The 22,531-nt window shown below is 70.0% G+C and carries 21 protein-coding genes; 4 read left to right on the top strand and 17 right to left on the bottom strand.

All coding sequences use genetic code 11. The annotated features are described in order from the left end of the window. Position 1: 1 nt before the first annotated feature. Positions 2-778: a type I methionyl aminopeptidase gene (gene map, locus ABD679_RS07635; protein WP_344759360.1), complete on the bottom strand. Its 777-nt coding sequence runs from the start codon at positions 776-778 to the stop codon at positions 2-4. A gap of 375 nt (positions 779-1,153) precedes the next feature. Between map and rpsB the strand changes: the two genes are divergently transcribed. Both rpsB and tsf read left to right on the top strand, forming a co-directional pair. Continuing rightward, positions 1,154-2,065: a 30S ribosomal protein S2 gene (gene rpsB / locus ABD679_RS07630; protein WP_344759359.1), complete on the top strand. Its 912-nt coding sequence runs from the start codon at positions 1,154-1,156 to the stop codon at positions 2,063-2,065. 180 nt (positions 2,066-2,245) lie between these two features. Continuing rightward, positions 2,246-3,118: a translation elongation factor Ts gene (gene tsf / locus ABD679_RS07625; protein ID WP_344759358.1), complete on the top strand. Its 873-nt coding sequence runs from the start codon at positions 2,246-2,248 to the stop codon at positions 3,116-3,118. 86 nt (positions 3,119-3,204) lie between these two features. Here the strand turns inward: tsf and ABD679_RS07620 are convergent, their stop codons facing one another. The 7 genes from ABD679_RS07620 to ABD679_RS07590 all read right to left on the bottom strand — a co-directional run bounded on the left by ABD679_RS07620 (position 3,205) and on the right by ABD679_RS07590 (position 10,149). Next, positions 3,205-3,597: a GFA family protein gene (locus ABD679_RS07620; RefSeq protein ID WP_344759357.1), complete on the bottom strand. Its 393-nt coding sequence runs from the start codon at positions 3,595-3,597 to the stop codon at positions 3,205-3,207. Positions 3,598-3,653: 56 nt separating this feature from the next. Continuing rightward, a complete protein-coding gene (locus tag ABD679_RS07615) occupies positions 3,654-4,214 on the bottom strand; it encodes a hypoxanthine-guanine phosphoribosyltransferase (protein WP_344759356.1) in 561 nt (186 codons plus the stop codon). Continuing rightward, entirely contained in the window at positions 4,211-5,200 is a 990-nt protein-coding gene (gene nagZ, locus ABD679_RS07610) for a beta-N-acetylhexosaminidase (RefSeq protein ID WP_344759557.1), read from the bottom strand. The genes ABD679_RS07615 and nagZ overlap by 4 nt, the downstream gene beginning before the upstream one ends. A gap of 118 nt (positions 5,201-5,318) precedes the next feature. Beyond that, positions 5,319-5,804, bottom strand: a complete 486-nt coding sequence (locus ABD679_RS07605; protein WP_344759355.1) for a CYTH domain-containing protein — start codon at positions 5,802-5,804, stop codon at positions 5,319-5,321. Between the two features lie 190 nt (positions 5,805-5,994). Beyond that, positions 5,995-7,347 (bottom strand): 23S rRNA (uracil(1939)-C(5))-methyltransferase RlmD, encoded by a 1,353-nt coding sequence (gene rlmD / locus ABD679_RS07600; protein ID WP_344759354.1) that lies wholly within the window; start codon positions 7,345-7,347, stop codon positions 5,995-5,997. Positions 7,348-7,426: 79 nt separating this feature from the next. Then, positions 7,427-8,032, bottom strand: coding sequence for a DUF1318 domain-containing protein (locus ABD679_RS07595; protein WP_344759353.1), 606 nt, complete (start codon positions 8,030-8,032; stop codon positions 7,427-7,429). 95 nt (positions 8,033-8,127) lie between these two features. Continuing rightward, on the bottom strand, positions 8,128-10,149 hold the full coding sequence (locus tag ABD679_RS07590) for a translocation/assembly module TamB domain-containing protein (RefSeq protein WP_344759352.1): 2,022 nt from the start codon (positions 10,147-10,149) through the stop codon (positions 8,128-8,130). A 110-nt stretch (positions 10,150-10,259) separates the two neighbouring features. On the opposite strand from ABD679_RS07590, the gene ABD679_RS07585 reads away from it, so the two are divergent. After that, on the top strand, positions 10,260-10,985 hold the full coding sequence (locus tag ABD679_RS07585) for a response regulator (RefSeq protein ID WP_344759351.1): 726 nt from the start codon (positions 10,260-10,262) through the stop codon (positions 10,983-10,985). Here ABD679_RS07585 and recO read toward each other — a convergent pair. The 9 genes from recO to rpoE form a co-directional block, all read right to left on the bottom strand. After that, entirely contained in the window at positions 10,943-11,722 is a 780-nt protein-coding gene (gene recO / locus ABD679_RS07580) for a DNA repair protein RecO (protein ID WP_344759350.1), read from the bottom strand. The two genes, ABD679_RS07585 and recO, sit on opposite strands and share 43 nt — an antisense overlap. 95 nt (positions 11,723-11,817) lie before the next feature. Further along, on the bottom strand, positions 11,818-12,723 hold the full coding sequence (gene era / locus ABD679_RS07575; protein WP_344759349.1) for a GTPase Era: 906 nt from the start codon (positions 12,721-12,723) through the stop codon (positions 11,818-11,820). A 142-nt stretch (positions 12,724-12,865) separates the two neighbouring features. Beyond that, positions 12,866-13,540 (bottom strand): ribonuclease III, encoded by a 675-nt coding sequence (rnc, locus tag ABD679_RS07570; protein ID WP_344759348.1) that lies wholly within the window; start codon positions 13,538-13,540, stop codon positions 12,866-12,868. Next, complete coding sequence (locus tag ABD679_RS07565) at positions 13,530-13,919, bottom strand: DUF4845 domain-containing protein (protein ID WP_344759347.1); 390 nt, start codon at positions 13,917-13,919, stop codon at positions 13,530-13,532. Before ABD679_RS07565 ends, rnc begins: the two co-directional genes overlap by 11 nt. A 31-nt stretch (positions 13,920-13,950) precedes the next feature. Continuing rightward, entirely contained in the window at positions 13,951-14,760 is an 810-nt protein-coding gene (gene lepB, locus ABD679_RS07560) for a signal peptidase I (RefSeq protein ID WP_344759346.1), read from the bottom strand. A 154-nt stretch (positions 14,761-14,914) separates the two neighbouring features. After that, a complete protein-coding gene (lepA, locus tag ABD679_RS07555) occupies positions 14,915-16,705 on the bottom strand; it encodes a translation elongation factor 4 (RefSeq protein WP_344759556.1) in 1,791 nt (596 codons plus the stop codon). A gap of 193 nt (positions 16,706-16,898) precedes the next feature. Next, positions 16,899-18,407 carry a DegQ family serine endoprotease gene (locus ABD679_RS07550; protein WP_344759345.1) on the bottom strand — a complete coding sequence of 503 codons (1,509 nt, stop codon included), beginning with the start codon at positions 18,405-18,407 and terminating at the stop codon, positions 16,899-16,901. A gap of 93 nt (positions 18,408-18,500) precedes the next feature. Next, positions 18,501-19,490, bottom strand: a complete 990-nt coding sequence (locus tag ABD679_RS07545) for a sigma-E factor negative regulatory protein (RefSeq protein WP_344759344.1) — start codon at positions 19,488-19,490, stop codon at positions 18,501-18,503. After that, complete coding sequence (gene rpoE, locus ABD679_RS07540; RefSeq protein WP_344759343.1) at positions 19,487-20,116, bottom strand: RNA polymerase sigma factor RpoE; 630 nt, start codon at positions 20,114-20,116, stop codon at positions 19,487-19,489. Before rpoE ends, ABD679_RS07545 begins: the two co-directional genes overlap by 4 nt. A gap of 226 nt (positions 20,117-20,342) precedes the next feature. On the opposite strand from rpoE, the gene ABD679_RS07535 reads away from it, so the two are divergent. Then, positions 20,343-22,415 carry a 3-hydroxyacyl-CoA dehydrogenase NAD-binding domain-containing protein gene (locus ABD679_RS07535; protein WP_344759342.1) on the top strand — a complete coding sequence of 691 codons (2,073 nt, stop codon included), beginning with the start codon at positions 20,343-20,345 and terminating at the stop codon, positions 22,413-22,415. Positions 22,416-22,531 lie beyond the last annotated feature (116 nt).

The raw sequence follows: 22,531 nt of genomic DNA, 5'->3' as shown, positions 1-22,531 counted from the left end.
GTCATTGCCCGGCGGTGTCGCCCGCCCCGAGCGTGAGCACGTCCACGCCGGTCTCGGTCACGGCGACCATGTGCTCCCACTGCGCCGACAGCTTGCGGTCCTTGGTGACCACGGTCCAGCCGTCCGGCAGCACCCTCGCGTGGCGCTTGCCCTCGTTGATCATCGGCTCGATGGTGAAAGTCATGCCCGGCCGCAGCACCATGCCCTCGCCGGGGCGGCCGTAGTGCAGCACCTGCGGTTCGTCGTGGTAGACCTTGCCGATGCCGTGGCCGCAGTACTCGCGCACGACCGAGAAGCGCTCGCCTTCGGCGTACTCCTGGATCGCATGGCCGATGTCGCCCAGGGTCGCGCCCGGCTTCACCGCGCGGATGCCGCGCCACATCGCCTCGAACGTCGCCTCCACCAGCCGCCGCGCCATCACCGACGGCGTGCCGGCGTAATACATGCGGCTGGTATCGCCGTGCCAGCCGTCCTTGATCACGGTGACGTCGATGTTCACGATGTCGCCGTCCTTCAGGACCTTGGCCTCGTTCGGGATGCCGTGGCAGATGACGTTGTTGACCGAGATGCAGGTCGCCTTGGGATAGCCGCGGTAGCCGACGTTCGCCGGCGTGGCCTGCTGCACGTTGACGATGTGCTCGTGGCAGATGCGGTCCAGCGCCTCGGTGCTCACGCCGGGCTTCACGTGCGGGGTCACGATCTCCAGCACCTCGGCGGCCAGCCGGCCGGCCTCGCGCATCTTCTCGATCTCGTCGGGGGTCTTCAGGTGGATGCTCATGCGGCGATTATCGCCGATTGCGGCGCCCGGCTGCCCTCCGGCGCCGGAACGGGCCATCCCGGTCCGGCCCCGGGCACGGCTGGACCGCCCGGTTTACGCGGACCGGGCGGAACAGCTACAATTCCGCGGTTCCCCGGCCGCAACTGGCCCGGGACCGCCCACGCCGGGCGTCACCGGCGAATACACACCCGCTGCAACCACCCGTGCCGGGGTGCCCTGCTTTCCATGGGATTGATCCACGGAAGCCGGGGTCGGCCACGGAGGCAGCGGGGAGGCCCAACCCCGGAACCTTTCGCCCAGGCGGCCCATGCAGGCAGCCGTGGCGAGCCGCCCCACCCTTTCCGGCGGCCGGGTTCCCCATCAGGAGTCACCGCAATGCCCCAGATCACCATGCGCCAGATGCTGGAAGCCGGCGTCCACTTCGGCCACCAGACCCGCTACTGGAACCCCAAGATGTCGCCGTACATCTTCGGCGCGCGCGGCAAGATCCACATCATCAACCTCGAAAAGACCATGCCGCTGTTCGGCGATGCGATGAACTTCATCTCCGGCATCGCCCAGAAGCGCGGCATCGTCCTGTTCGTCGGCACCAAGCGCAGCGCCCGCGACGCGATCAAGGAAGAAGCCGAGCGCTGCGGCATGCCGTTCATGACCCAGCGCTGGCTGGGCGGCACCCTGACCAACTTCGCCACGGTGAAGAAGTCGGTGGCGCGCCTGAAGGAGCTGGAATCCGCCGAGACCGATGGCACCTTCGAAAAGCTGGTCAAGCACGAAGTGCTGGGCCTGCGCCGCGAGCGCGACAAGCTGGAAGCCTCGCTGGGCGGCATCAAGGACATGAACCGCCTGCCCGACGCCCTGTTCGTGATCGACATCGGCCACGAGGACATCGCCGTCAAGGAAGCCCGCAAGCTGGGCATCCCGGTGATCGCGGTGGTCGACACCAACTACGACCCGGCCCTGGTCGACTACGCCATCCCCGGCAACGACGACGCCATCCGCGCGGTGCAGCTGTATGCCGCCGCCGCCGCCGACGCCGTGCTGGAAGGCAAGGCCGCCGCGCCGAGCGCCGCCACCGTGCGCGAAGAGGACTTCACTGACGGCGACGCCGACAAGTCCGCCCGCCGCGCCCCGGCCAAGAAGCCTGCCCCGGGCAAGGCCGAAGGAGCCCCGGTGAAGAAGGCCGCTGCCGCCGAAGCCGCCCCCGCGACCGACGCGGCGCCTGCCGCCGACGCCGAAGTCGCGACCGAAGCCAAGGCCGAAGCCGACGCGACCCCGGCCGCCGAGTAAGCGGCCACCACGCAGCCGCGCCATGCCGCGCGGCTGCGTCCACTGCTTTCCACCGCGGGAACGGAGGCCGCCGCAGACCCTTGCGCGCGCCATTGCCGGGCCATCGCCCCGCCCCATTCCAGTGGCATGAAGCCCGCGGCCCAGGCCGCTCCAACGCCCACGAATCACGAGGTTTTACCCATGGCTGAAATCACCGCATCCCTGGTCAAGGAACTGCGCGAGCGCACCGGCGCCGGCATGATGGAATGCAAGAAGGCGCTCACCGAGAGCAACGGCGACGTCGACGCCGCCGCCGAGGCGCTGCGCAAGTCCGGCCTGGCCAAGGCCGACAAGAAGGCCGGCCGCGTCGCTGCCGAAGGCCGCGTCGCGATGGCCCAGGAGGCCGGCAAGGCGGCCCTGGTCGAGATCAACTCCGAAACCGACTTCGTCGCCAAGGACGCCAACTTCGTCGCCTTCACCGAAGCCGTCGCCAACGCCGCGCTCGGCGCCGCCGACATCGACGCACTGAAGTCGGCCAGCATCGACGGCAAGACCGTGGAAGAGGCCCGCGCCGAGCTGATCGCCAAGGTCGGCGAGAACGTGCAGGTGCGCCGCATGGCCCGCATCGACAGCGACAACAACGTTGCCGCCTACGTGCACGGCGGCCGCATCGGCGTACTGGTCGAGGTCAAGGGCGGCGATGCCGACCTGGCCCGCGGCCTGGCGATGCACATCGCCGCGATGAACCCCCCGCACGTGAAGGCCTCCGACGTCCCGGCCGACTTCATCGCCAAGGAGAAGGAGATCGAGATGGCCAAGATGTCCGACAAGGACAGGGCCAAGCCGGCGGAGATCCTGGAGAAGATCATCGGCGGCAAGATCGCCAAGATCGTCAACGAGGTCACGCTGTACGGCCAGGACTACGTGCTCGACACCGACAAGAAGGTCGAGGCCGTGCTCAAGGCCGCCGGCGCCGACGTGGTCGGCTTCCAGCGCCTGGCCGTCGGCGAGGGCATCGAGAAGGTGGTCGAGGACTACGCCGCCGAAGTGATGAAGCAGGCCGGCCTGGCGTAAGCCGCCCCTGCCGCAGACGAAGAAGGCCGCGGGAGACCGCGGCCTTTTTCATGGGCGCGTTTCCCGCGCGCGCAGTCGTGCCGCACCTACGCCTCGGACCGGCTGGTGGCGTCGCGGTCACGTTCGAATCGCTTCACGCCGGGGAATGGCGGCAGCCAGGATTCACGGCGCACGGTCCACAGTTCATAGGTCGGCGCCAGCTGGCCGGGGACATCCAGGGCGCCCAGGTTCACCTCGACTTCGTCGCCGCTGCGCCCGAAGACGGAAGAGCCGCAGCGGGGGCAGAAGAACCGTCCCGCGTAATCGCGTGTCTCGCCCTCGACGACCACGGCATCCGCGGGGAATATCGCCGACGCATGGAACAGCGCGCCGTGGTGCTTGCGGCAATCGAGGCAATGGCAAAGGCCGACGCGGTACGGACGGCCGGATGCCTCGATCCGCACGCGCCCGCACAGGCAGCCGCCGGTAAATCGCTCCATGTCGCGCCTCCTTCGGGAGTTGGCGAAACGGCGCCGATGCGCCGCGAAGGACCCGCTTAGTCCGCCAGCGCGTAAATCGCCGGCAGGTTGCGGCCCTGTTCGTGGAAGTCCATGCCGTAACCGAACACGTAGCGGTCCGGTACCTCCACGCCCACGTAGTCGGCGCAGACGCCGTCGACGCAGCGGTCGTGCAGCTTCGTCGCCAGCACCGCCACGCGCACGTCGGCGGCGCCCTGGTCCTCGCACCAGCGGGTCACGGCCTGGAGTGTGTGCCCCTCGTCGAGGATGTCGTCGACCAGCAGCACGCGACGTCCGGCCATCGGCGTGGCCGGGCGGTGCAGCCAGGCCAGGCCCGAACCGGACGTGTTGCCGCGGTAGCGGGTCGCGTGCAGGTAGTCGAACTCGACGTCCAGCCCGCGCTCGCCGAGCGCGAACGCCAGCTGCGCGGCGAACGGCATGCCACCATGCATGATCGTGACGAACAGCGGCGGGCGCGCGTCGCCGGCATAATCGGCACGGACCGCGTCGGCCATCGTCCCGATCGCGGCTTCCAGCGTCGCGCGGTCGTGGATCAGGTCAGCGTTGCCGAGCACGTCGGCCAGGCGCGGCGGGTTCATGCCACGTCTCCGAAACGCGACTGCGCGTAGCGCACGTCGGCCAGCAGCCCGTCCCACCCCATCGCGCCGCGCCCGATCAGGCCCGTGAGCGCCATCGTGTTGAGCTTGCGGCCTTCGATCGCGGCCAGCGATTCCTCGACCAGTTCCGGATGGCAGACCAGGACCACGTCGCAACCGGCGTCCAGGTGCGCATCGACGCGCGCCTTCACCCCGCCGGCGGAGAACGCCGCGGCCATGCCGATGTCGTCGGAGAACACCACGCCGCGGAAGCCCATCTCGCGGCGCAGGATGTCCTCGATCCAGCGCCGCGAATAGCCGGCCGGTTCCGGCGCGACCTGCGGATAGGCGATATGCGCGAGCATCACCGCGTCCGCGCCGGCCTCGATACCGGCGGCGAACGGGACCAGGTCGGTCGCACGCATTTCGTCCAGCGTGCGGTTGTCGACGGCGCTGTCGAAGTGGGTGTCCTCGCGTACCGTGCCATGGCCGGGGAAGTGCTTGATCGTCGCCGCCATTCCGGCCGCGTGCATGCCGTGGATGTAGGCACGTGCGAACTCGGCGACCACCCGGGGCTCGTCGGAGAACGCGCGGTCGCCGATCGCGAGGTTGCCGCGGCCCAAGTCGACCACCGGCGCGAAGCTCAGGTCGACGCCGCTGGCGCGGACTTCGCTGGCCATCACCCAGGCGTGTTCCTTCGCACGCTCGAGCGCGGCGGCGGGGTCTTCCGCGTACTGGCGGCCGAATTCCTCCAGCGGCGGCAGCGCGCTGTAGCCCTCGCGGAAGCGCTGCACGCGCCCGCCTTCCTGGTCGACGCAGACCAGCTGCGGCCGCGGCGCGGCCGCGCGGATCGCGGCGGACAGTTCGGCGACCTGGGCCTTCGAGGCGAAGTTGCGCTTGAACAGGATCACGCCGGCGCAGGCATCGTGCTGCAGCCAGTCGCGCTCCTGGGCGTTGAGTTCGGTGCCGGCGACGCCGATCACGAGCATGGGCATGGGCCTCGGGTGTTCACGGCCGCCATTGTCGCGCACTCGGGATGGCGGATGTAGGGCAGTTCCGGCCCCACCGTGAACGCCCGCAAGGGCCGGGCGACCCGCTCCACCCGACTTACCAGCACGAGAACGGGTGCGAGGCGAGCGCCAGGTTGTAGTAGCGGACGTCGTCGGTGACTTCCGCGCCGATCCAGTCCGGCCGCTCGAAGGCCTCGTCGGCGCGGCCAAGCTCGATCTCCGCCACGACAAGTCCCGCGTTGTCGCCCAGGAACTCGTCGACCTCCCACAGGCGCCCGGCGTGCTCCACGTAGTGGCGCTGCTTGTCGATCGTGCCGCCCACGCAAAGCGCCAGCAGTGCGCGGGCGTCGGCCAGCGGGACCGGGTAATCGAATTCCTGCCGCGTATGCCCGACCGCGCGCGACTTGATGTTCAGGAAGGCCTCGTCGCCGGCGATGCGCACGCGGACCGAGGCCCGCTGCGCGCCGCTGTCCATCGCTGCCTGGTCGTTGATGTAGCCCTGCGCCATCGGCACGACCTTGTGCGCGGCGGCGCGCCAGCGGTCGTCGGTGACGAGGAACTTGCGTTCAATTTCGATGGGCATGGGAGATGAGGAATGGGGAATGGGGAATGGAGAACACGAAAGGCGCGCCGGGCTTTTTCACTGTCATCCCGAGCGCAGCGAGGGATCTGCTTTCCGGCGCGGAGCATGAAGCAGGTCCCTCGCTGCGCCCGGGGTGACAGTCGAGGAGGATGCCCGGGTGCGCCGGAAGCCGCGGCGTGCACAACCGGGGTTACGGCTCGAACATCGCGATCGACTCCACGTGCGCGGTGTGCGGGAACATGTCCATCACCCCCGCCGCGCGCAGCTTCCAGCCTCGCTCGTTGACCAGGTAGCCGGCGTCGCGCGCCAGCGAGGCGGGGTGGCAGCTGACGTAGACGATCCGCTTCAGGCCCTTGAGCGGCAGCTGCCTGAGCACGACGTCGGCGCCCGAGCGCGGCGGGTCGAGCAGCAGGCGGTCGAAGCCTGCCCCGGGCGCAGCCGAGGGGCCGGCGCGCATCCAGGCATGGCCGGACAGGTCCTGCGCCAGGTCGGCGGCGTGGAACTGCGCATTCGCCAGCCCATTGTGGCCGGCGTTCTCCCGCGCGCGCACCACCAGGCCCGAATCGCCTTCCACGCCCACCACCGCGTCCGCGACGCGCGCCAGCGGCAGAGTGAAGTTGCCCAGTCCGCAGAACAGGTCGAGCACGCGCTCGCCCGGCTGCACGTCCAGCAGCTCCAGCGTGCGCGCGATCATCTTGCGATTGAGCCCGGCGTTGACCTGGATGAAGTCCAGCGGGCGGAACTTCAGCTCGATGTCCCAGTCCGGCAGCCGGAATGACAGCTGCGGGTCGGCCGGCCACAGCGGGTGCACCGAATCCACACCGCCCGGTTGCAGGAACAGCGCCAGGCGCTGCGCCTGTGCGAACGCCAGCAGCGCGGCACGGTCGCCGTCGGACAGCGGCTGCAGGTGGCGGAACACCAGCGCCAGGCCGTCGTGGTCATCCGTGACGTCGCCGGCGATGAACTCGATCTGCGGGACGTCGCGGCGCGCGTCGAGACCGTCGACCAGCGCCGACAGCGGCGTGATCAGCGCACCGACCCGGGGAATCACGGTATGGCACTCGGACAGGTCGGCGACGAAGCGCGGATCGCGCTCGCGGAAACCGACCAGGGTCTTGCCCTTCTTCTCCACTCGCCGCACCGAGAACCGTCCCTTGCGGCGATAGCCCCAGGCGGCGTCGGTCAGCGGCGGCAGCACGGCATCGGGCGCAACGTGGCCGATGCGTTCGAGGTTCTCCTGCAGCACGCGCTGCTTGGCGAGGATCTGCTTCGACTCCTCCAGGTGCTGCAGCGCGCAGCCACCGCAGGTGCCGAAGTGGATGCAGCGCGGCTCGACGCGGTCGGGCGAGGCCTGCAGCACCTCCAGCGTCACCGCTTCGTCGAAGCTGCGCGAGCGCGCGGTGCGCTTGGCCATGACCCGCTCGCCGGGCAGCGCGCCGCCGATGAACACGGTCTTGCCGCTGTCCAGGCGGGCGACGCCACGGCCGTCGTGGCTCAGGTCGAGGATGTCGGCGGGGAACGGGGTCTGGTCGAGTCGGGCCACGTGGCGAAGGCTGCGCGTACAGGGCCGCGCATTGTCGCAGATGCACCGCGCCCGGCGGTCCGGGCGCGGCGGCGCCGTACTACTTCTGCTTCCAGCTTCCGCCGGACTGGTACCACCAGCCGGACCGGGCGCTGGAGATCCACTGCTTCGCGAATACCTCGCGGATTTGCGATTCCCACTCGGGATGCTTGTTGGCCACCGCGATCTCGCGATACACCGCGCGTGCGTCGCGGTTCTGGTCCGCCACCGCCTTATTGACGGCAACGCGGTCGGACAGCGCGATCTTCGACGCGTCGCGCACCGCGACCTCGCCGTTGCCGGTGAAGCCCAGCGCCCCGGCGTCGAAGTGCTTGCGCAGGCTGCTGTCGAAGCGGCTGGCCATGCGCGACTGGATCGCCTGGATCGCCGGCGTCTTGATGGTGATGTCCGGCGTGCCCTGTGCCTGGGCGGTCCCGATGCCGAGCAGCAGCAGCGGGTCGAAGTGCAGCGCCATGCCGCCGCCATCGCCGGCCGGCTCGTCGGACGCGGGGACGGGCGTCGACGGCTGCGCGTCTTCGCCGATCACCTTGTCGACGAATTCCTTGGCCGCCTCGCGCGCCTCGGCGGCGGGGAAGTAGACGTTGATGGTGACGCAGGCGGTCAGGGCCAGTGCGGCGGCGATCGGCATTCCCATCCAGCGGCGCATGGGTCTCTCCTGTGGGGGCTAGGGGTTGGGGGTCATGGGGACTGGGTGGGGGGCAACGGCATACAAGCGTTTGTCTTCCGGCCTCCAGCCCTGCTTCATTCGAACACGGGTGTGACGTCGCCACTGCCTACTGCGGTAATGCGTTCGACCAGGGTCGGCCAGTCGACGTTGCGGTTGAATCCCACCACGTCCAGCCTCGGGATCCCGGAACCTTCGACGATAGTAAATCCATCACCCGATGAATGCAGGCCGTCCATCGCGCAGACCTGGTTGGCCAGCCGGCAGGATATGCCGATGCGGGCGTAGCCGAAGTCGTCGAACAGCCCGATCAACCGACCCTGCAGGCTGCCGACGAACGAAGCGTCGCCGACGCTGGAGATGTCCTGCACGGCGCGCTGGCTGATGCGCTGGCGCACGCCGTGGCGGCGCACCGTGTGCAGTTCCGCGTCGAAGGCGACCGGCGTCCAGTCGACCAGGCGCAGGTCGTCGATGCGTCCGTCCAGGCGGCCGCTGATGCTGCCGACGTCGAATACCTCCGTGATCGCGAGCAGGTCCAGGTCGCGCAGCGCGAAGTCCGCCGACAGCGTGGGCGCGACGCCGAACGGGCGCTCCATCGACAGCGCAGTGACGTCGATGCTGCCGTCGAAGACCTGCATCGACAGTCCGCCGTCGAAATCGAGACGGTCCCCGGCGTAGCGCGCCGCGGGAATGTTGCCGTCCAGCGTGCCGCCGAACGCGGGTCCGCCCAGCGCCTGTGACAGTTCGCCCAGCTCCAGGCCCTGCAGCGCGAGACCGAAACCGACCTGCAGGCCTTCGCCCCCCGCGGGCGGCTGGATGACCAGGCCGTCGAAACGCAGCTGCCCGCCCAGCACCGGCACGACCACCGGCGCGCGGCTGCGCAGCACGCCGCCGGCGCTTCGCCAGGGCAAGGTGGCGGGGCCGAACGCGATGCCCTGCAGCGATCCGGAGCGCCAGCGCAGCGTGCTGTCGACCGGCGCGTCGCCATCGGACACGCGCAGGTCGCCGTCCAGGCCGGTGAACGACAGGCCCTTGCCCGCTGCCTCCAGGGTGACGTCGTGCACGCGCGCGTCGACCGACGCCAGTGCGCCATCGGCCATCCGCACCCGGGCATCGAGCGCGCCGCTGGCGTCGAGTTCCGACAATCCGGCGATGCCCAGCCAGCCGGACAGGTAGCGGGCGGCGAGCGACGGCATGTCGCGGCTGTGCAGTTCGATGTCGAGGTCGCGCAGCGTCGCATCCGGGCCGAACGACGCCGTGCCGCGCGCCGCCAGCGCGTCGCCGTCATCCCAGCGGATCGACGACAGCGCCCAGCCCTGGCCGCCGCGCTGCATGGCGTCCAGGCCGACCGGCACGTCGTGCCCGGGCAGCACGACGTAGGTGGTGTCGTACAGGAACTGGCCGCCGCGCAGCGCGCCATCGAGCGACAGCATCGCAGCGTTGCCGGGCTTGCGGTAGTCGACGTGGAAGCGGCCGCCCAGCTGTTCGCCCGCGATGGCGCCGTCCGGGGTCTCCAGCGCGATGCCGGCAAGTTTGAAGTCGCCTTCGACCTGCATCGGGCGCTGCGCCGGCGTGCGCACTGCGATCGCGCCGTCGACGGTGCCTGCGGTCAGCCGGCCGTCGCTCCAGGCCTGCGACGACAGGGCCTGCACCCAGGCCACCGGCACCTGCGCCAAGTCGATGGCGGTGTCGTCGGGGGTGGCGGCATTGCGGTGCAGCGCGACGCTGGCCGCGCCCTGCGACAGCGTGGCATCGGTGCTGCCGCTGGCCAGCGCGAGCGACAGCCGCAGCGGTTTGCCGCCGTGCGCGCGCAGTTCGCCGTCACAGCGCCAGCCGCCCTGCCCGTCGCGCATCAGCGGGCAGCGCCACGCCAGCGCGCGGAACCGGTAGCCCACGTCCGGCGCGTCCACGCGCGCGGCGCGCAGCAACAGTTCGCCGCTGTCCGCATCCGCCGGCCAGTCCAGGCGCACCTCCACGCCTTCCAGCGTGGCGACCGCGGTGGTGACGCGCGCGATCTTCGCCGTCACCGTCCGCGCCTGCACCTGCAGGCTGCAGGCGAGCAGCAGCAATGGCAGCAGGTGTAGGATCGCCCGGGGCATGGAAGCAGCATACCGGGCACGCGTGAGCGGCCGCTGATGCGCGGCGCGGTGCCCGCAGCACGAAAGCATGCGGCGCGAGGCATGACACAGCCAAGTCAATGGAGGACCGGATGACGGCAAGAATCCTGCTGGTCGAGGACGATCCCACCACCTGCGCATTTCTCGCCACCGCGGCGCGCGGCGTGCCCGCCGAGGTCGACGTGGCCGACAGCTGCGCGACGGCACTGGCTCTTGCTGGCGACGCCGACCGCCACGACCTGTGGCTGATCGATGCCAACCTGCCCGACGGCGACGGCGCGGGCCTGCTGGCGACCCTGCGCGCGCGCGGCCTGCGCGCGGCCGCACTGGCGCACACCGCGACCCGCGACCATGACGCCCTCGCCGACCTGCGCGCGGCCGGGTTCCGCGACGTACTGGTCAAGCCGATGCCGGTCGACGCGCTGCAGGCCGCGGTGCGCGCCGCGCTGTCCCGGCAGGTGCGCGACGCGGCGCCGGCCGTTCTTCCGGAAACGTCGGCGGACGCGTGGGACGATGCTGCCGCGCTGGCCGCGCTCAACGGCGAACAGGCGCATGTCGACGCGCTGCGCAAACTGTTCGTCGCCGAGCTGCCGGCTGCCTGCGGGGTCGTGCGCAAGGCCGCGCAGGCGGGCGACGTTGGCGCCGTGCGCGCGGCGCTGCACCGGCTGCGCGCGAGCTGCAGTTTCGTCGGCGCCGCGCGCCTGACCGCGGCGGTGGCTGAGCTGCAGGATTCCCCGGATTCGGCACAGGCGCTGGAGCGCTTCGAGCAGGCGACTCAGGACACGCTGTCGTCGGTACCCGTGGGCGCCGCCGACTGAGGCCGCGCCGGGCCCGCGATGCGGCCCAGCTCGCCCATCAGCTCCCAGGACTTCAGCCCGCGCCCGCCCAGATGGTGGGCCAGCAGGTTGCGCATCACGCGGCGCAGGCCCTGCAGGTCGTCGCTGTCGGGCATCCGGTCGCCCGCCAGCGCCAGCAGCGCTCGGCCGGTGGCGGTCTGGCCGCGGTGGGCGGCGTCGATGCGCTCGCTGAGCACGCGGCGCGGGCCATGCTCGGGATCCACGCGGTAACGCGCCGCCGGGTCGACCGGCGCGCCGCCGTCTTCCTGCGACAGGTCCAGGCCGAAGCCGATCGCATCGAGCAGGTCGCGCTCGAAGCGGCGCAGCGTCCACGCCAGCGGCGCACCTTCGCGCAGGCGTTCGCGCACCTGGCCGTACAGGTCGTACAGCCCGGCGTGCGGGTCTTCGCGCGGCGCCAGCCGCAGGGCCAGTTCGCTGACGTAGAAGCCCGCCAGCCCGGCGTCGCCGGACAGTCGCGGAGCGGCGTCGATCGCCTCGGCCGCGCGCAGCTGCGCCAGTTCGCCACGCTGCACGCCGTCGAAGCGGATGTGCTGCAGCGGCTGCAGCGCGGCGCGCAGCACGTGCCGCTTCGGTCCCTGCACCCCGCGCGCGACCACGCCGACACGGCCGTGGTGTTCGGTCAACAGTTCCAGCAGCAGGCTGGTCTCGCGCCAGGGGCGGGCGTGGAGGACGTAGGCGGGTTCAGCGTCGTAGCGCACCGGGTGCACCCCCCATGCCCGTGGGAGCGGCCATGGCCGCGATGGGAGGCGGCCGGAAAAGCACCGCGGCCATGGCCGCTCCCACAGGCGGCCGCTTACTCGTAGCCAAGTGTCTTCAGCGCCGCCTCGTCGTCCGACCAGCCGGCGCGCACGCGCACCCAAGTCTGCAGGAAGACCTTGCTGTCGAACAGGCGCTCCATCGATTGCCGCGCCTTGGTGCCGATTTCGCGCAGACGGGTGCCACCCTTGCCGATGACGATCGCCTTCTGGCCGTCGCGCTCGACCCAGATCACCGCGCCGATGCGCAGCATCGTGCCGTCGACGGTGAACGATTCGATTTCCACCGTCGTCGCATACGGGAGCTCTGCGCCGAGCTGGCGCATGAGCTGCTCGCGCAGCAGCTCCGCGGCCAGGAAACGCTGGCTCTTGTCGGTGATCTCGTCCTCGCCGTACAGCGACGGCTGCTCGGGCAGCAGTTCCAGCAACCCGGCGACCAGCGCCTCCAGCCCGTTGCGCTTGAGCGCCGACACCGGGTACACGGCGGCGAAGTCGCGTTCTTCGGTCGCCTGTTGCAGGTAAGGCAGCAGGGCCGCCTTGTCGCGCATGCGGTCGATCTGGTTGACCGCCAGCACCACCGGCACGCCGGCTTCGCGCAGGGCCTCGAACGCCAGCGTGTCCTCTTCGTCCCAGCGCCCGGCCTCCACTACCAGTACGGCCGCGTCCACGCCCTCCAGCGCGCCGCGCGCGGCGCGGTTCATCATCCGGTGCATGGCGGTGGCCGACTGCTTGCCCTCGCCGCGGTGGATGCCGGGCGTGTCGACCAGCGCCAGTTGCCCCTCCGGGAAGGTCGCGATGCCCAGCAGCCGGTGGCGCGTGGTCTGCGGGCGGTTGGAGACGATGCTGACCTTGGCGCCGACCAGCGCGTTGACCAGGGTGGACTTGCCGACATTGGGGCGGCCGATGACGGCCACGTGGCCGGCGCGGTGGAGGGCGGGTTTCATGCGCGCATTGTAGGCGCTGCGGGTGGGCGTCTTGTGGGGGGACATGCAGGGCCGGCCTCCGGCCTGCAGATGCAGTTTCCGGTTACCGATTCCCGGTCTTCAAGGACTCGCGGCGATAGCCACTCCCACCAGCCACCAGGGGTCAGGCAGCCTCCAGCTGCGCGAGCACGGCCTCGGCGGCCGCCTGTTCGGCGGCGCGGCGCGAACCGCCCTCGCCTTCGGCCGCGATGGCCGGCTCGCCCAGGGTGCAGGCGACGCGGAACAGCTTGGCGTGGTCGTCGCCGGATTCGGACACCAGCTCGTAGGCCGGCAGCGGACTCTGCCGTGCCTGCAGCCACTCCTGCAGACGCGTCTTGGCGTCCTTGCCCACCTTGCCGGCAGGCGTGTCGTTGATCGCGGCCTCGAACCACGGCAGGACCACCGCGCGGCAGGCCTCGAAACCGGCGTCGAGGTAGATCGCCCCCACCAGCGCCTCGAATGCGTCCGACAGGATCGAGTCGCGGCGGTGGCCGCCGGATTTCATCTCGCCGGGCCCGAGGATCAGCTTCGACCCCAGGTCCAGCGTGCGCGCGACGGCCGCCAGCGCGGACTCCCGGACCAGCTCGGCGCGGGCGCGGGTCAGCGCGCCCTCGTCGGCTTTCGGCCAGCGCCGGTACAGCGCCTCGGCCACGATCAGGCCGACCACGGCGTCGCCGAGGAACTCCAGCCGCTCGTTATGCGGTACACCCGCGCTGCGATGGGTCATCGCCTGCGCGAGCAGGTCCTGGTCGCCGAACGCGTGCCCGGCGAAGCGCACCGGTTCGACGTCAGCCGCCATCGCCCACGTTGGTCAGGTTCTCGCTGGCGTGGAACTTGCCGACCACGTCGAGGTTGCCGACCAGCGACTTGCGGACTTCATAGTTGACCGTCATCTCCCAGCCCGGACTGCCCTTCTGGAGCCGCTGCAGCTTCACGTTCTCCGGCTTCACGTTGTCCGAGTAGCTGATATACAGGCGGCGAAAGAACAGGTCCTTGATCCGGGCCGGGTCCTGGTTGGCGATGCCCATCTCGCCCTGCAGGCCCTTGAGCGCCTGCTTGACCGAGTAGTACTCCGAATACATCGGGAACAGCTTCATGCCCACGTAGGCGAAGAAGCCGACCACGGCCAGCACGATCACAAAGCTCAGCAGGGTCATGCCGCGTTGCGTGCGTTTCATCAGTTTTCCCCCAGTGGATGGCTTGCAGCGATCAAGGAATCCGGTTGCCGATGCGCGAAGTATCGAAATTATGCTTGCACAGGTTGGTCACGCTGTCGCAGTTGAGCCAGACCAGGAACGCCTTGCCGCGGATGTTCTGCTCCGGCAGTTCTCCCCAGAACCGGCTGTCGTCGCTTCTATCACGATTGTCGCCCATGACGAAATAGTACCCGGCATGGACGGTCTTTGGCCCCGTCTCCCCCTGGTCGACGAAGGGCAGGCGGTCGATCTCCAGGACCTGGTGCCGGTGGCCCGGGATGTCCTCTTCCAGCAGGCTGGCGCCGGTCATCTCGGCGCCGCTGCCGACGCCGACGTAGTCGCCGATGCGGGCGTAGCCGAAGGGCTTGCCGTTCACGAAGACCTGGTTGTCCTTGTACTCGATGGTGTCTCCGGGCAGCCCGATCACGCGCTTGATCCAGTCCTGCTCGGGGTGCCGCGGCGGCTTGAACACCACCACGTCGCCGCGCTGCGGCTCGCCGACCGGGACGATCTTGGTATTGGTAATCGGCAGGCGCAGGCCGTAGGCGAACTTGTTGACCAGGATGAAGTCGCCGGTCAGCAGCGTGGGCATCATCGAGTTGGACGGGATCCGGAACGGCTCGGCCACGAAGCTTCGCAGCACCAGCACCACCGCCAGCACCGGGAAGAACGCCTTGGCGTAGTCGACGTACCACGGGTCCCGGCCGTCATCGAGCAGGCCGGCATGCGCGGCACGGCGCCTTGCCAGAACCAGTTTGTCGAGCAGCCAGATCAGGCCACTGAGGAGGGTCAGGACGACCAGGGCGATTTCAAACCAGCGCATTGGTGTTCCTTTGGAACAGGGATTGGGGTTGTGGTGACCAGGGACCAGGGATTGGCTGGAACCGGGATGCGGGTGGACCGACGCTCACGCAAGAATCATGGGCGCGGAGCGGTGGCATTTCCCGTTCCAGGATTTCGAATCACCCATCCCCGCTTCACTTGTCCTGCTGCAACACGGCGAGGAAGGCTTCCTGCGGGATCTCCACGCGACCGACCTGCTTCATCCGCTTCTTGCCTTCCTTCTGTTTCTCCAGCAGCTTCTTCTTGCGCGAAACGTCGCCACCATAGCACTTGGCCAGCACGTTCTTGCGCATCGCCTTGACCGTGGTGCGGGCGATGACCTGCGAGCCGATGGCGGCCTGGATGGCGACGTCGAACATCTGCCGCGGGATCAGTTCCTTCATCTTTTCGGTCAGCTCGCGGCCGCGGCGGTCGGCATGGCTGCGGTGCACGATCAGCGACAGCGCATCGACCTTGTCGCCGTTGATCAGCGTGTCCACGCGCACGAACGGACCGGCGTCGAAACGCAGGAAGTGGTAATCGAGCGAGGCGTAGCCGCGCGACACCGACTTGAGGCGATCGAAGAAATCCAGCACCACCTCGGCCATCGGCAACTCGTAGGCGATCTGCACCTGGCTGCCCATGTAGGTAATGCCGACCTGGCTGCCGCGCTTCTCCTCGCACAGGGTGATCACGTTGCCGACGTAGTCGGGCGGGGTAAGGATGTTGGCGCGGATGATCGGCTCGCGGACTTCCTCGATCTGGTTCACCGGCGGCAGCTTGGCCGGGTTGTCCAGCGGCAGGATCGAGCCGTCGGTCTTGAGCACTTCGTAGATCACCGTCGGCGCGGTGGTGATCAGGTTGAGGTCGTACTCGCGCTCCAGGCGCTCCTGCACGATCTCCATGTGCAACATGCCGAGGAACCCGCAGCGGAAGCCGAAGCCCATCGCCTCGGAGCTTTCGGGTTCGAAGCGCAGGGCGGCGTCGTTGAGGCGCAGCTTGTCGAGCGCCTCGCGCAGGTCCGGGTAGTCCTCGGCGTCGACCGGGAACAGGCCGGCGAACACGCGCGGCTGCATCTCCTGGAAGCCCGGCAGCGGCTTCGGCGCCGGGTCGCCGGCCAGCGTCAGCGTGTCGCCGACCGGCGCGCCGTGCACGTCCTTGATCGAAGCGTTGATCCAGCCCACCTCACCGGCCCGCAGCGCCGGCATGTCCTTGCGCTTGGGCGTGAACACGCCGACCTTGTCGACCTGGTGGGTACGCCCGGTGGACATCACCAGGATCTTGTCGCCGGGCTTGATCTCGCCCTGCATCACGCGCACCAGGCTGACCACGCCCAGGTAGTTGTCGAACCACGAGTCGATGATCAGCGCCTGCAGCCTGTCGGTGTCGCGCGGCTGCGGCGGCGGGATGCGGGTGACGATCGCCTCCAGCACGTCCTCGACGTTGAGCCCGGTCTTGGCGCTGACCGCGACCGCATCGGCGGCGTCGATGCCGATCACGGCCTCGATCTCGGCCTTGACGCGGTCGATGTCGGCGGTGGGCAGGTCGATCTTGTTGAGCACCGGCACCACTTCCAGCCCCTGCTCCACCGCGGTGTAGCAGTTGGCCACCGACTGCGCCTCCACGCCTTGCGCCGCATCGACCACCAGCAGCGCGCCCTCGCAGGCGGCCAGCGAGCGGCTGACCTCGTAGCTGAAGTCGACGTGGCCGGGGGTGTCGATGAAGTTCAGGTGGTAGGTCTGGCCGTCGCGCGCGGTATACGGCAGCGACACGGACTGGGCCTTGATGGTGATGCCGCGCTCGCGCTCGATCGGGTTGTTGTCGAGCACCTGCGCTTCCATCTCGCGCGCGGTCAGGCCGCCGCAGATCTGGATGATGCGGTCGGCCAGGGTCGACTTGCCGTGGTCGACGTGGGCAATGATGGAAAAGTTGCGGATATTCCGCATCGGATCGGACATGTGTGGGCGCCGGTGGCGGCCGACGGCGCGGCCTTGCGGGGTAAACGCGGCATTATCGCATGGCGCCGCACGTCCGCCCCCCGCACAAGCCGTGTGGGAGCGGCCATGGTTGCGATGCCCGGCCCGCGAATCTTCACCGGCCGGTATCGCGGCCACGGCCGCTCCTGCGGTCACCGCGGGCTCAGTTCCCGTCCGCCCGCGGAGTCACCGCGAAGAACCGGGTCATGCTGCCGCGGCGGACCAGCAGCATCACCGTCTGCCCCGGCTTCACGCCGGCCAGCGCGCGATCGAGCGCCTGGACGCTGCCGACGGTAGTGCCGCCCACCCGCAGCACGATATCGCCGGGCGCGAGCCCCGCCTCGCGCGCGGCTGCGCCGTCGATGCGGGCGATGCCCACGCCCTCGCCCGATTCCAGGCCGGCCTGGCGGCGATCGTCGGCGTCCAGCTCCTGCCCGACCAGGCCCAGCGGGTTGGCCGAAGCGTCCGCCGGCCCGCGGGCACCGCCCGGCGCCGACTGCCGCGAGGCACCCGGCAGCAGGCCCGGATCGAGTTCGCCGAGGGTCACGGGGATGCTCCTCGTCTTGCCGTCGCGCAGCACGCCCAGTTCCACCTTGGTACCGGGGGTCTTGTTGCCGACGATCGGCGGCAGTTCGCTCCACTGCCGGATGTCGTTGCCGTCGATCGAGCGGATCACGTCGCCCACGCGCAGGCCGGCCTTCTCGCCGGCGCTGCCCGGGGTCACGTCGTTGACCAGGGCGCCGTGGGTATCGGGCAGGCCCAGGCCCCGGGCCGTCTCGGCGTCGATCTCCTGCAGGGTCACGCCGATCATGCCGCGACGCACCTTGCCGGTTTCCTTGAGCTGCTTGACCGCGCCCATCGCCAGGTCGATCGGGATCGCGAAGCTCACGCCCATGTAGCCGCCGGAGTTGCTGAAGATCTGCGAGTTGATGCCGATCACCTCGCCGTGCGCGTTGAGCAGCGGGCCGCCTGAGTTGCCCTGATTGATCGCCACGTCGGTCTGGATGAAGGGCACGTATTGCTGCTGGGTGAAGCGGTTGTTGCGGCCGACCGCGCTGATGATGCCGGCGGTCACCGAATGGTCGAGGCCGAACGGCGAACCGATCGCGATCGCCCACTGTCCGGGCTTGAGCGCGTCGGAGTTGCCGATGCGCAGCGCCGGCAGGCCCTTGGCGTCGATCTTGAGCAGGGCGACGTCGGACTGCTCGTCGCTGCCCACGACCTTGGCCTTGAATTCGCGGCCATCGGACAGCTTGACCTTGACCTCGCTGGCGCCGTCGACGACGTGGTGGTTGGTCAGCACGTAGCCGTCGGAGGAAATGATGAAGCCGCTGCCCATCGACTCGCCGCGCGGGCGGGCGCCGCGGTCGGGCATGTCCGGAAACGGGAAGCCGTCCGGGCCGAAGAAACGGCGGAAGATCTCCGGGATGTCCTGCTGCTGCGCCGCGCGCGAACGCGGCGAGGCGCCGCCGCCGATTTCAGCCGACACGCTCACCACGCCCGGCCCGACCTGTTCGACCAGCTGCGAGAAATCGGGCAGCCCGGCCACAGGCGTGGGCGCGGAGGACACGGTGGACTGCTGCGCGGTGGCCGTGGCCACGGGCAGCACCACGGCGGTGGTGGCCGCGGCGGTCAGGACAATCAGGGCAGCAGCTTGCAGCGGAGCTTTCATCGGCGAAGCACCTTCATTTCTCTGGCAATGGAATGGACGGCAACACGTCGCGGGCGCGGGTCGCGCACCTCGTGCCGGCGGGGGTACGCGCGATCAGCGCGGTCCGCTGGCACCAGGCTGCGGGCCCCGGGCCGGCAGGTCCAGTTCGACGTGGGGCTCGAACGGATGGAACGGATGCTGTTCCGGCGCCGCGCCGCCATAGCTGGCGGTGAACGCATCCTGCGCCGGGAAGCCGGGCAGGATCGCCCGCGGCCACGGGCGCGATTGCGCCGGTTCGACGGGGAACAGGTCGGCGGCGGTCGCCGCCGGGGCGGCCGTCACGACGCCGGTGTCGGCGACCAGCACCGGGTTCGATGCGACCGCGTTTGCCGCGGCCCCTGAATTCACGGCGCCGGCCGGCGCGGCGCGGCTTGCCGCCGCCACCCGCACCGGGGCTTCGGCCGTGCGGCGGTTCCGCGCCGCGGCGCGCTGCTGCTGGGCATTCGAGGAACGCCGCTCGGCCGCACGGCGCGGCACTTCGGCCACGGCAACAGCGGCGGCCGCCAGCGTGCTGGTCGTGTCGGGCGCGCCGACCGGTGCGGCGGGCGCGGATTCGGGTGCCGGCGAAGGCGTACGCGCGGCGGCATCCGGCGTGGACGTGCTGGCCACCACCTGCATCTGTTCCTGGTTGGGCTCTGGCTCGACGAGTTCGGGCGCCTGGCGGCCGACGAACAGCGCGGCCATCGCCACCGATGCGGCAAGCGCCGCGCCACCGCCCCAGCGGGCCCAGCGCGGACGCCTTGTGGACGCCTCGTCCGTGGCCACGGCGGCGGCCTGGTCCTGCCCGGCGATGGCGTCGGCGACCCGGCGCGAGAAATCGGCCGGCAGCAGCGCCTCGTGGCGGCCTCGCAGGATGTCGCCGCAGACCTGCCAGCGCTCCCAGCATGCGGCCAGTTCGCCGTCATGCTCGAGCCGGCGCAGCATGAAGCGCGCCTGGTCGGGCAGCAACTCGCCGTCCAGCATCGCCGAGAGCTGCTGGCGGTGGTGGTCGTGGAGCTTGTCGATTCGGGTGTCGGTCTGGGTCATGTCGTCGGAATGGTTCATCGGGCTGCGCGTTCCTGCCCGCCTTCGACATCCATCAGCGGCAGGAGTTCCGTATCGATCGCCTCGCGGGCGCGGAAGATGCGCGAGCGCACGGTGCCGATCGGGCAATCCATGCGCTGGGCGATCTCCTCGTAGCTCAGGCCCTCGACCTCGCGCAGCGTGATTGCGGTGCGCAGTTCCTCGGGCAGCGCGTTGACCGCGCGCATCACCACCTGCTCCATCTGCTGGCGGGCCAGCTCGCGGTCGGGGGTATCGGTGTCGCGCAGGCGGATGCCCGAGTCGAACTGCTCGGCATCGCCGACGTCGATGTCGTCGGTGGGCGGACGGCGCTTCTGCGCGACGAGGTGGTTCTTGGCGGTGTTCACTGCGATGCGGTGCAACCAGGTATAGAACTGGGCGTCACCGCGGAAGTTGCCGATCGCGCGGTAGGCGCGGATGAAGGTGTCCTGGGCCACGTCCTGGCATTCACTCCAGTCGCTGATGTAGCGCCCGATCAGCGCCGCGATCCGGTGCTGGTACTTGCGCACCAGCAGGTCGAAGGCGGCGCTGTCTCCGCGCTGCACGCGCCGGACCAGTTCCTGGTCGAGTTCCTGCTGTCCAGCTTGTGTGTCCACGACTTCGGCCATCGGGCCGGTGCTCCCTTGGGGCCCGGCCGTCCGGCTGGGCGATATGACATGGGCTTGCGAAGGAAAGTTCCGCGGCATCCTCCTGCATCTGGGGCCGCCTGGCGCCTGCCACAAGCCATGGGGGGCGGCTGGCGCCCGATCGGGGCGTTTCAAGCGCCGATTTGACGCCGATCGAACATCATCTGGATGATAACGGCCTCCAAGTCACCGTAACGGACCATTCCCCATGATTGCAGGGCTCGACGGACTGCGCTTCAGCCACTGGCAAGCCGAGCAGCGCGAGGACGGCATCGTCGTCCTCTCGTTTGACCGCGCCGGCGAGTCGGTCAACACCTTCGCCCAGGACGTATTGATCGAGCTGGAATCCCTGCTCGAGCGCCTGGCGATGGACCCGCCCGCGGGCCTGGTGCTGCGCTCGGGCAAGGCGAAGGGCTTCATCGCCGGCGCGGACATCCGCGAATTCGCCGAGTTCGACGCCAAGGGCACCATCGGCGACTCGATCCGCCGCGGCCAGCAGGCGTTCCAGCGCCTGGCCGAGCTGCGCTGCCCGACGGTGTCGGCGATCCACGGCTTCTGCATGGGCGGCGGCACCGAGATCTCGCTGGCCTGCGACTACCGCGTGGCCTCCAACGATCCGTCCACGCGCATCGGCCTGCCCGAGGTGAAGCTCGGCATCTACCCGGGCTGGGGCGGCAGCGTGCGCCTGCCGCGGCTGGTCGGCGCGCCTGCGGCCTTCGACATGATGCTGACCGGCCGCACGCTGTCGGCGTCGGCGGCAAAGGCGATCGGGCTGGTGGACAGGGTCGTCGACGAGGCGACGCTGCTCGACGCCGCGGTGGCGCTGGTGCAGAAGGGCACGACGCGGCCGTTCAAGCAGCGCTTCCTGGCATGGATCACCAACACCTGGCCGGCGCGGCAGCTGCTGGCGCCGCAGATGACCAAGCAGGTCGCGCGCAAGGCGCCGAAGGCGCACTACCCGGCGCCGTATGCGCTGGTCGAAACCTGGCGCCGCAGCGGCGGCGGCACGCAGGCGCTGCTGGCGGCCGAACGCAAGTCGGTCGTCAAGCTGGCCGGCACCTCGACCGCGCGCAACCTGACCCGCGTGTTCTTCCTGCAGGAGCGGCTCAAGGGCCTCGGCGGCAAGGACTCCGGCATTAAGCAGGTGCACGTGGTCGGTGCCGGCGTCATGGGCGGCGACATCGCCGCGTGGGCCGCGTACAAGGGCTTCGAGGTCACCCTGCAGGACCGCGAGCAACGCTTCATCGACGGCGCCCAGGTGCGTGCGCAGGAGCTGTTCGCGAAGAAGGTCAAGGACGAGGCGAAGCGGCCGGAAGTGGCGGCGCGGCTGAAGTCCGACCTCGCCGGCGATGGCATCCCCGGCGCGGACCTGGTGATCGAGGCGATCATCGAGCAGGCCGGCGCCAAGCGCGAGCTGTACGCGTCGGTGGAGCCGCGGCTGAAGCCCGACGCGCTGCTGACCACCAACACCTCGTCGATCCCGCTGGTCGAACTGCGCGGGCACATCCAGCGCCCGGCGCAGTTCGCCGGCCTGCACTACTTCAACCCGGTGGCACTGATGCCGCTGGTGGAGATCGTCCACCACGACGCGATGGCGCCGGAAACCGGGCAGCGCCTGGCCGCGTTCTGCAAGGCCATCGGCAAGCTGCCGGTGCCGGTGGCCGGCACGCCCGGTTTCCTGGTCAACCGGCTGCTGTTCCCGTACATGCTCGAAGCGGCGACCGCGTATTCGGAAGGCATCCCGGGCGCGGTGATCGACAGGGCGGCGGTGAAGTTCGGCATGCCGATGGGGCCGATCGAACTGATCGACACCGTGGGGCTGGACGTGGCGTCGGGCGTCGGGCAGGAGCTCGCGCCCTTCCTCGGACTGCAGATCCCGCCCGCGCTGGCGACGCCGCCGGAAGCCGGCAAGCGCGGCAAGAAGGACGGCCAGGGCCTGTACGCCTGGGTCGAGGGCAAGCCGAAGAAGCCCGATGTGCCGAAGGACTACAAGGTGCCCGAGGACCTCGAGGACCGGCTGGTGCTGCCGCTGCTCAACGAGGCGGTGGCCGCGCTGCACGATGGCGTGGTGGCGGACGCCGACCTTCTCGATGCCGGCGTGATCTTCGGTACCGGCTTCGCCCCGTTCCGCGGCGGTCCGATCCAGTACATCCGCGAAACCGGCGTGGACGCGGTGCTGGAACGGCTGCGGGCCCTGCAGGGCAAATACGGCGACCGGTTCGCGCCGCGGCCGGGCTGGGATTCGGAAGCGCTGCGGCAGGCGTCGGCCACGGCAGCGTAGGAGCGGCGGAAGCCGCGACCGCCCTGCGCTCCGGCTTCCACGCCCGAACCCGTCGCCGGAACATCCCGGCTTTTGTAGGAGCGGCTTCAGCCGCGAGCTTTTCGTCGGCCGCGCGC

The sequence above is a fragment of the Luteimonas lutimaris genome (assembly GCF_039537065.1).
GTDB classification, from domain to species: Bacteria; Pseudomonadota; Gammaproteobacteria; order Xanthomonadales; family Xanthomonadaceae; genus Luteimonas; species Luteimonas lutimaris.
Note: the sequence above shows the minus strand (reverse complement) of the source record. Positions and strands in the feature narration are given on the sequence as shown.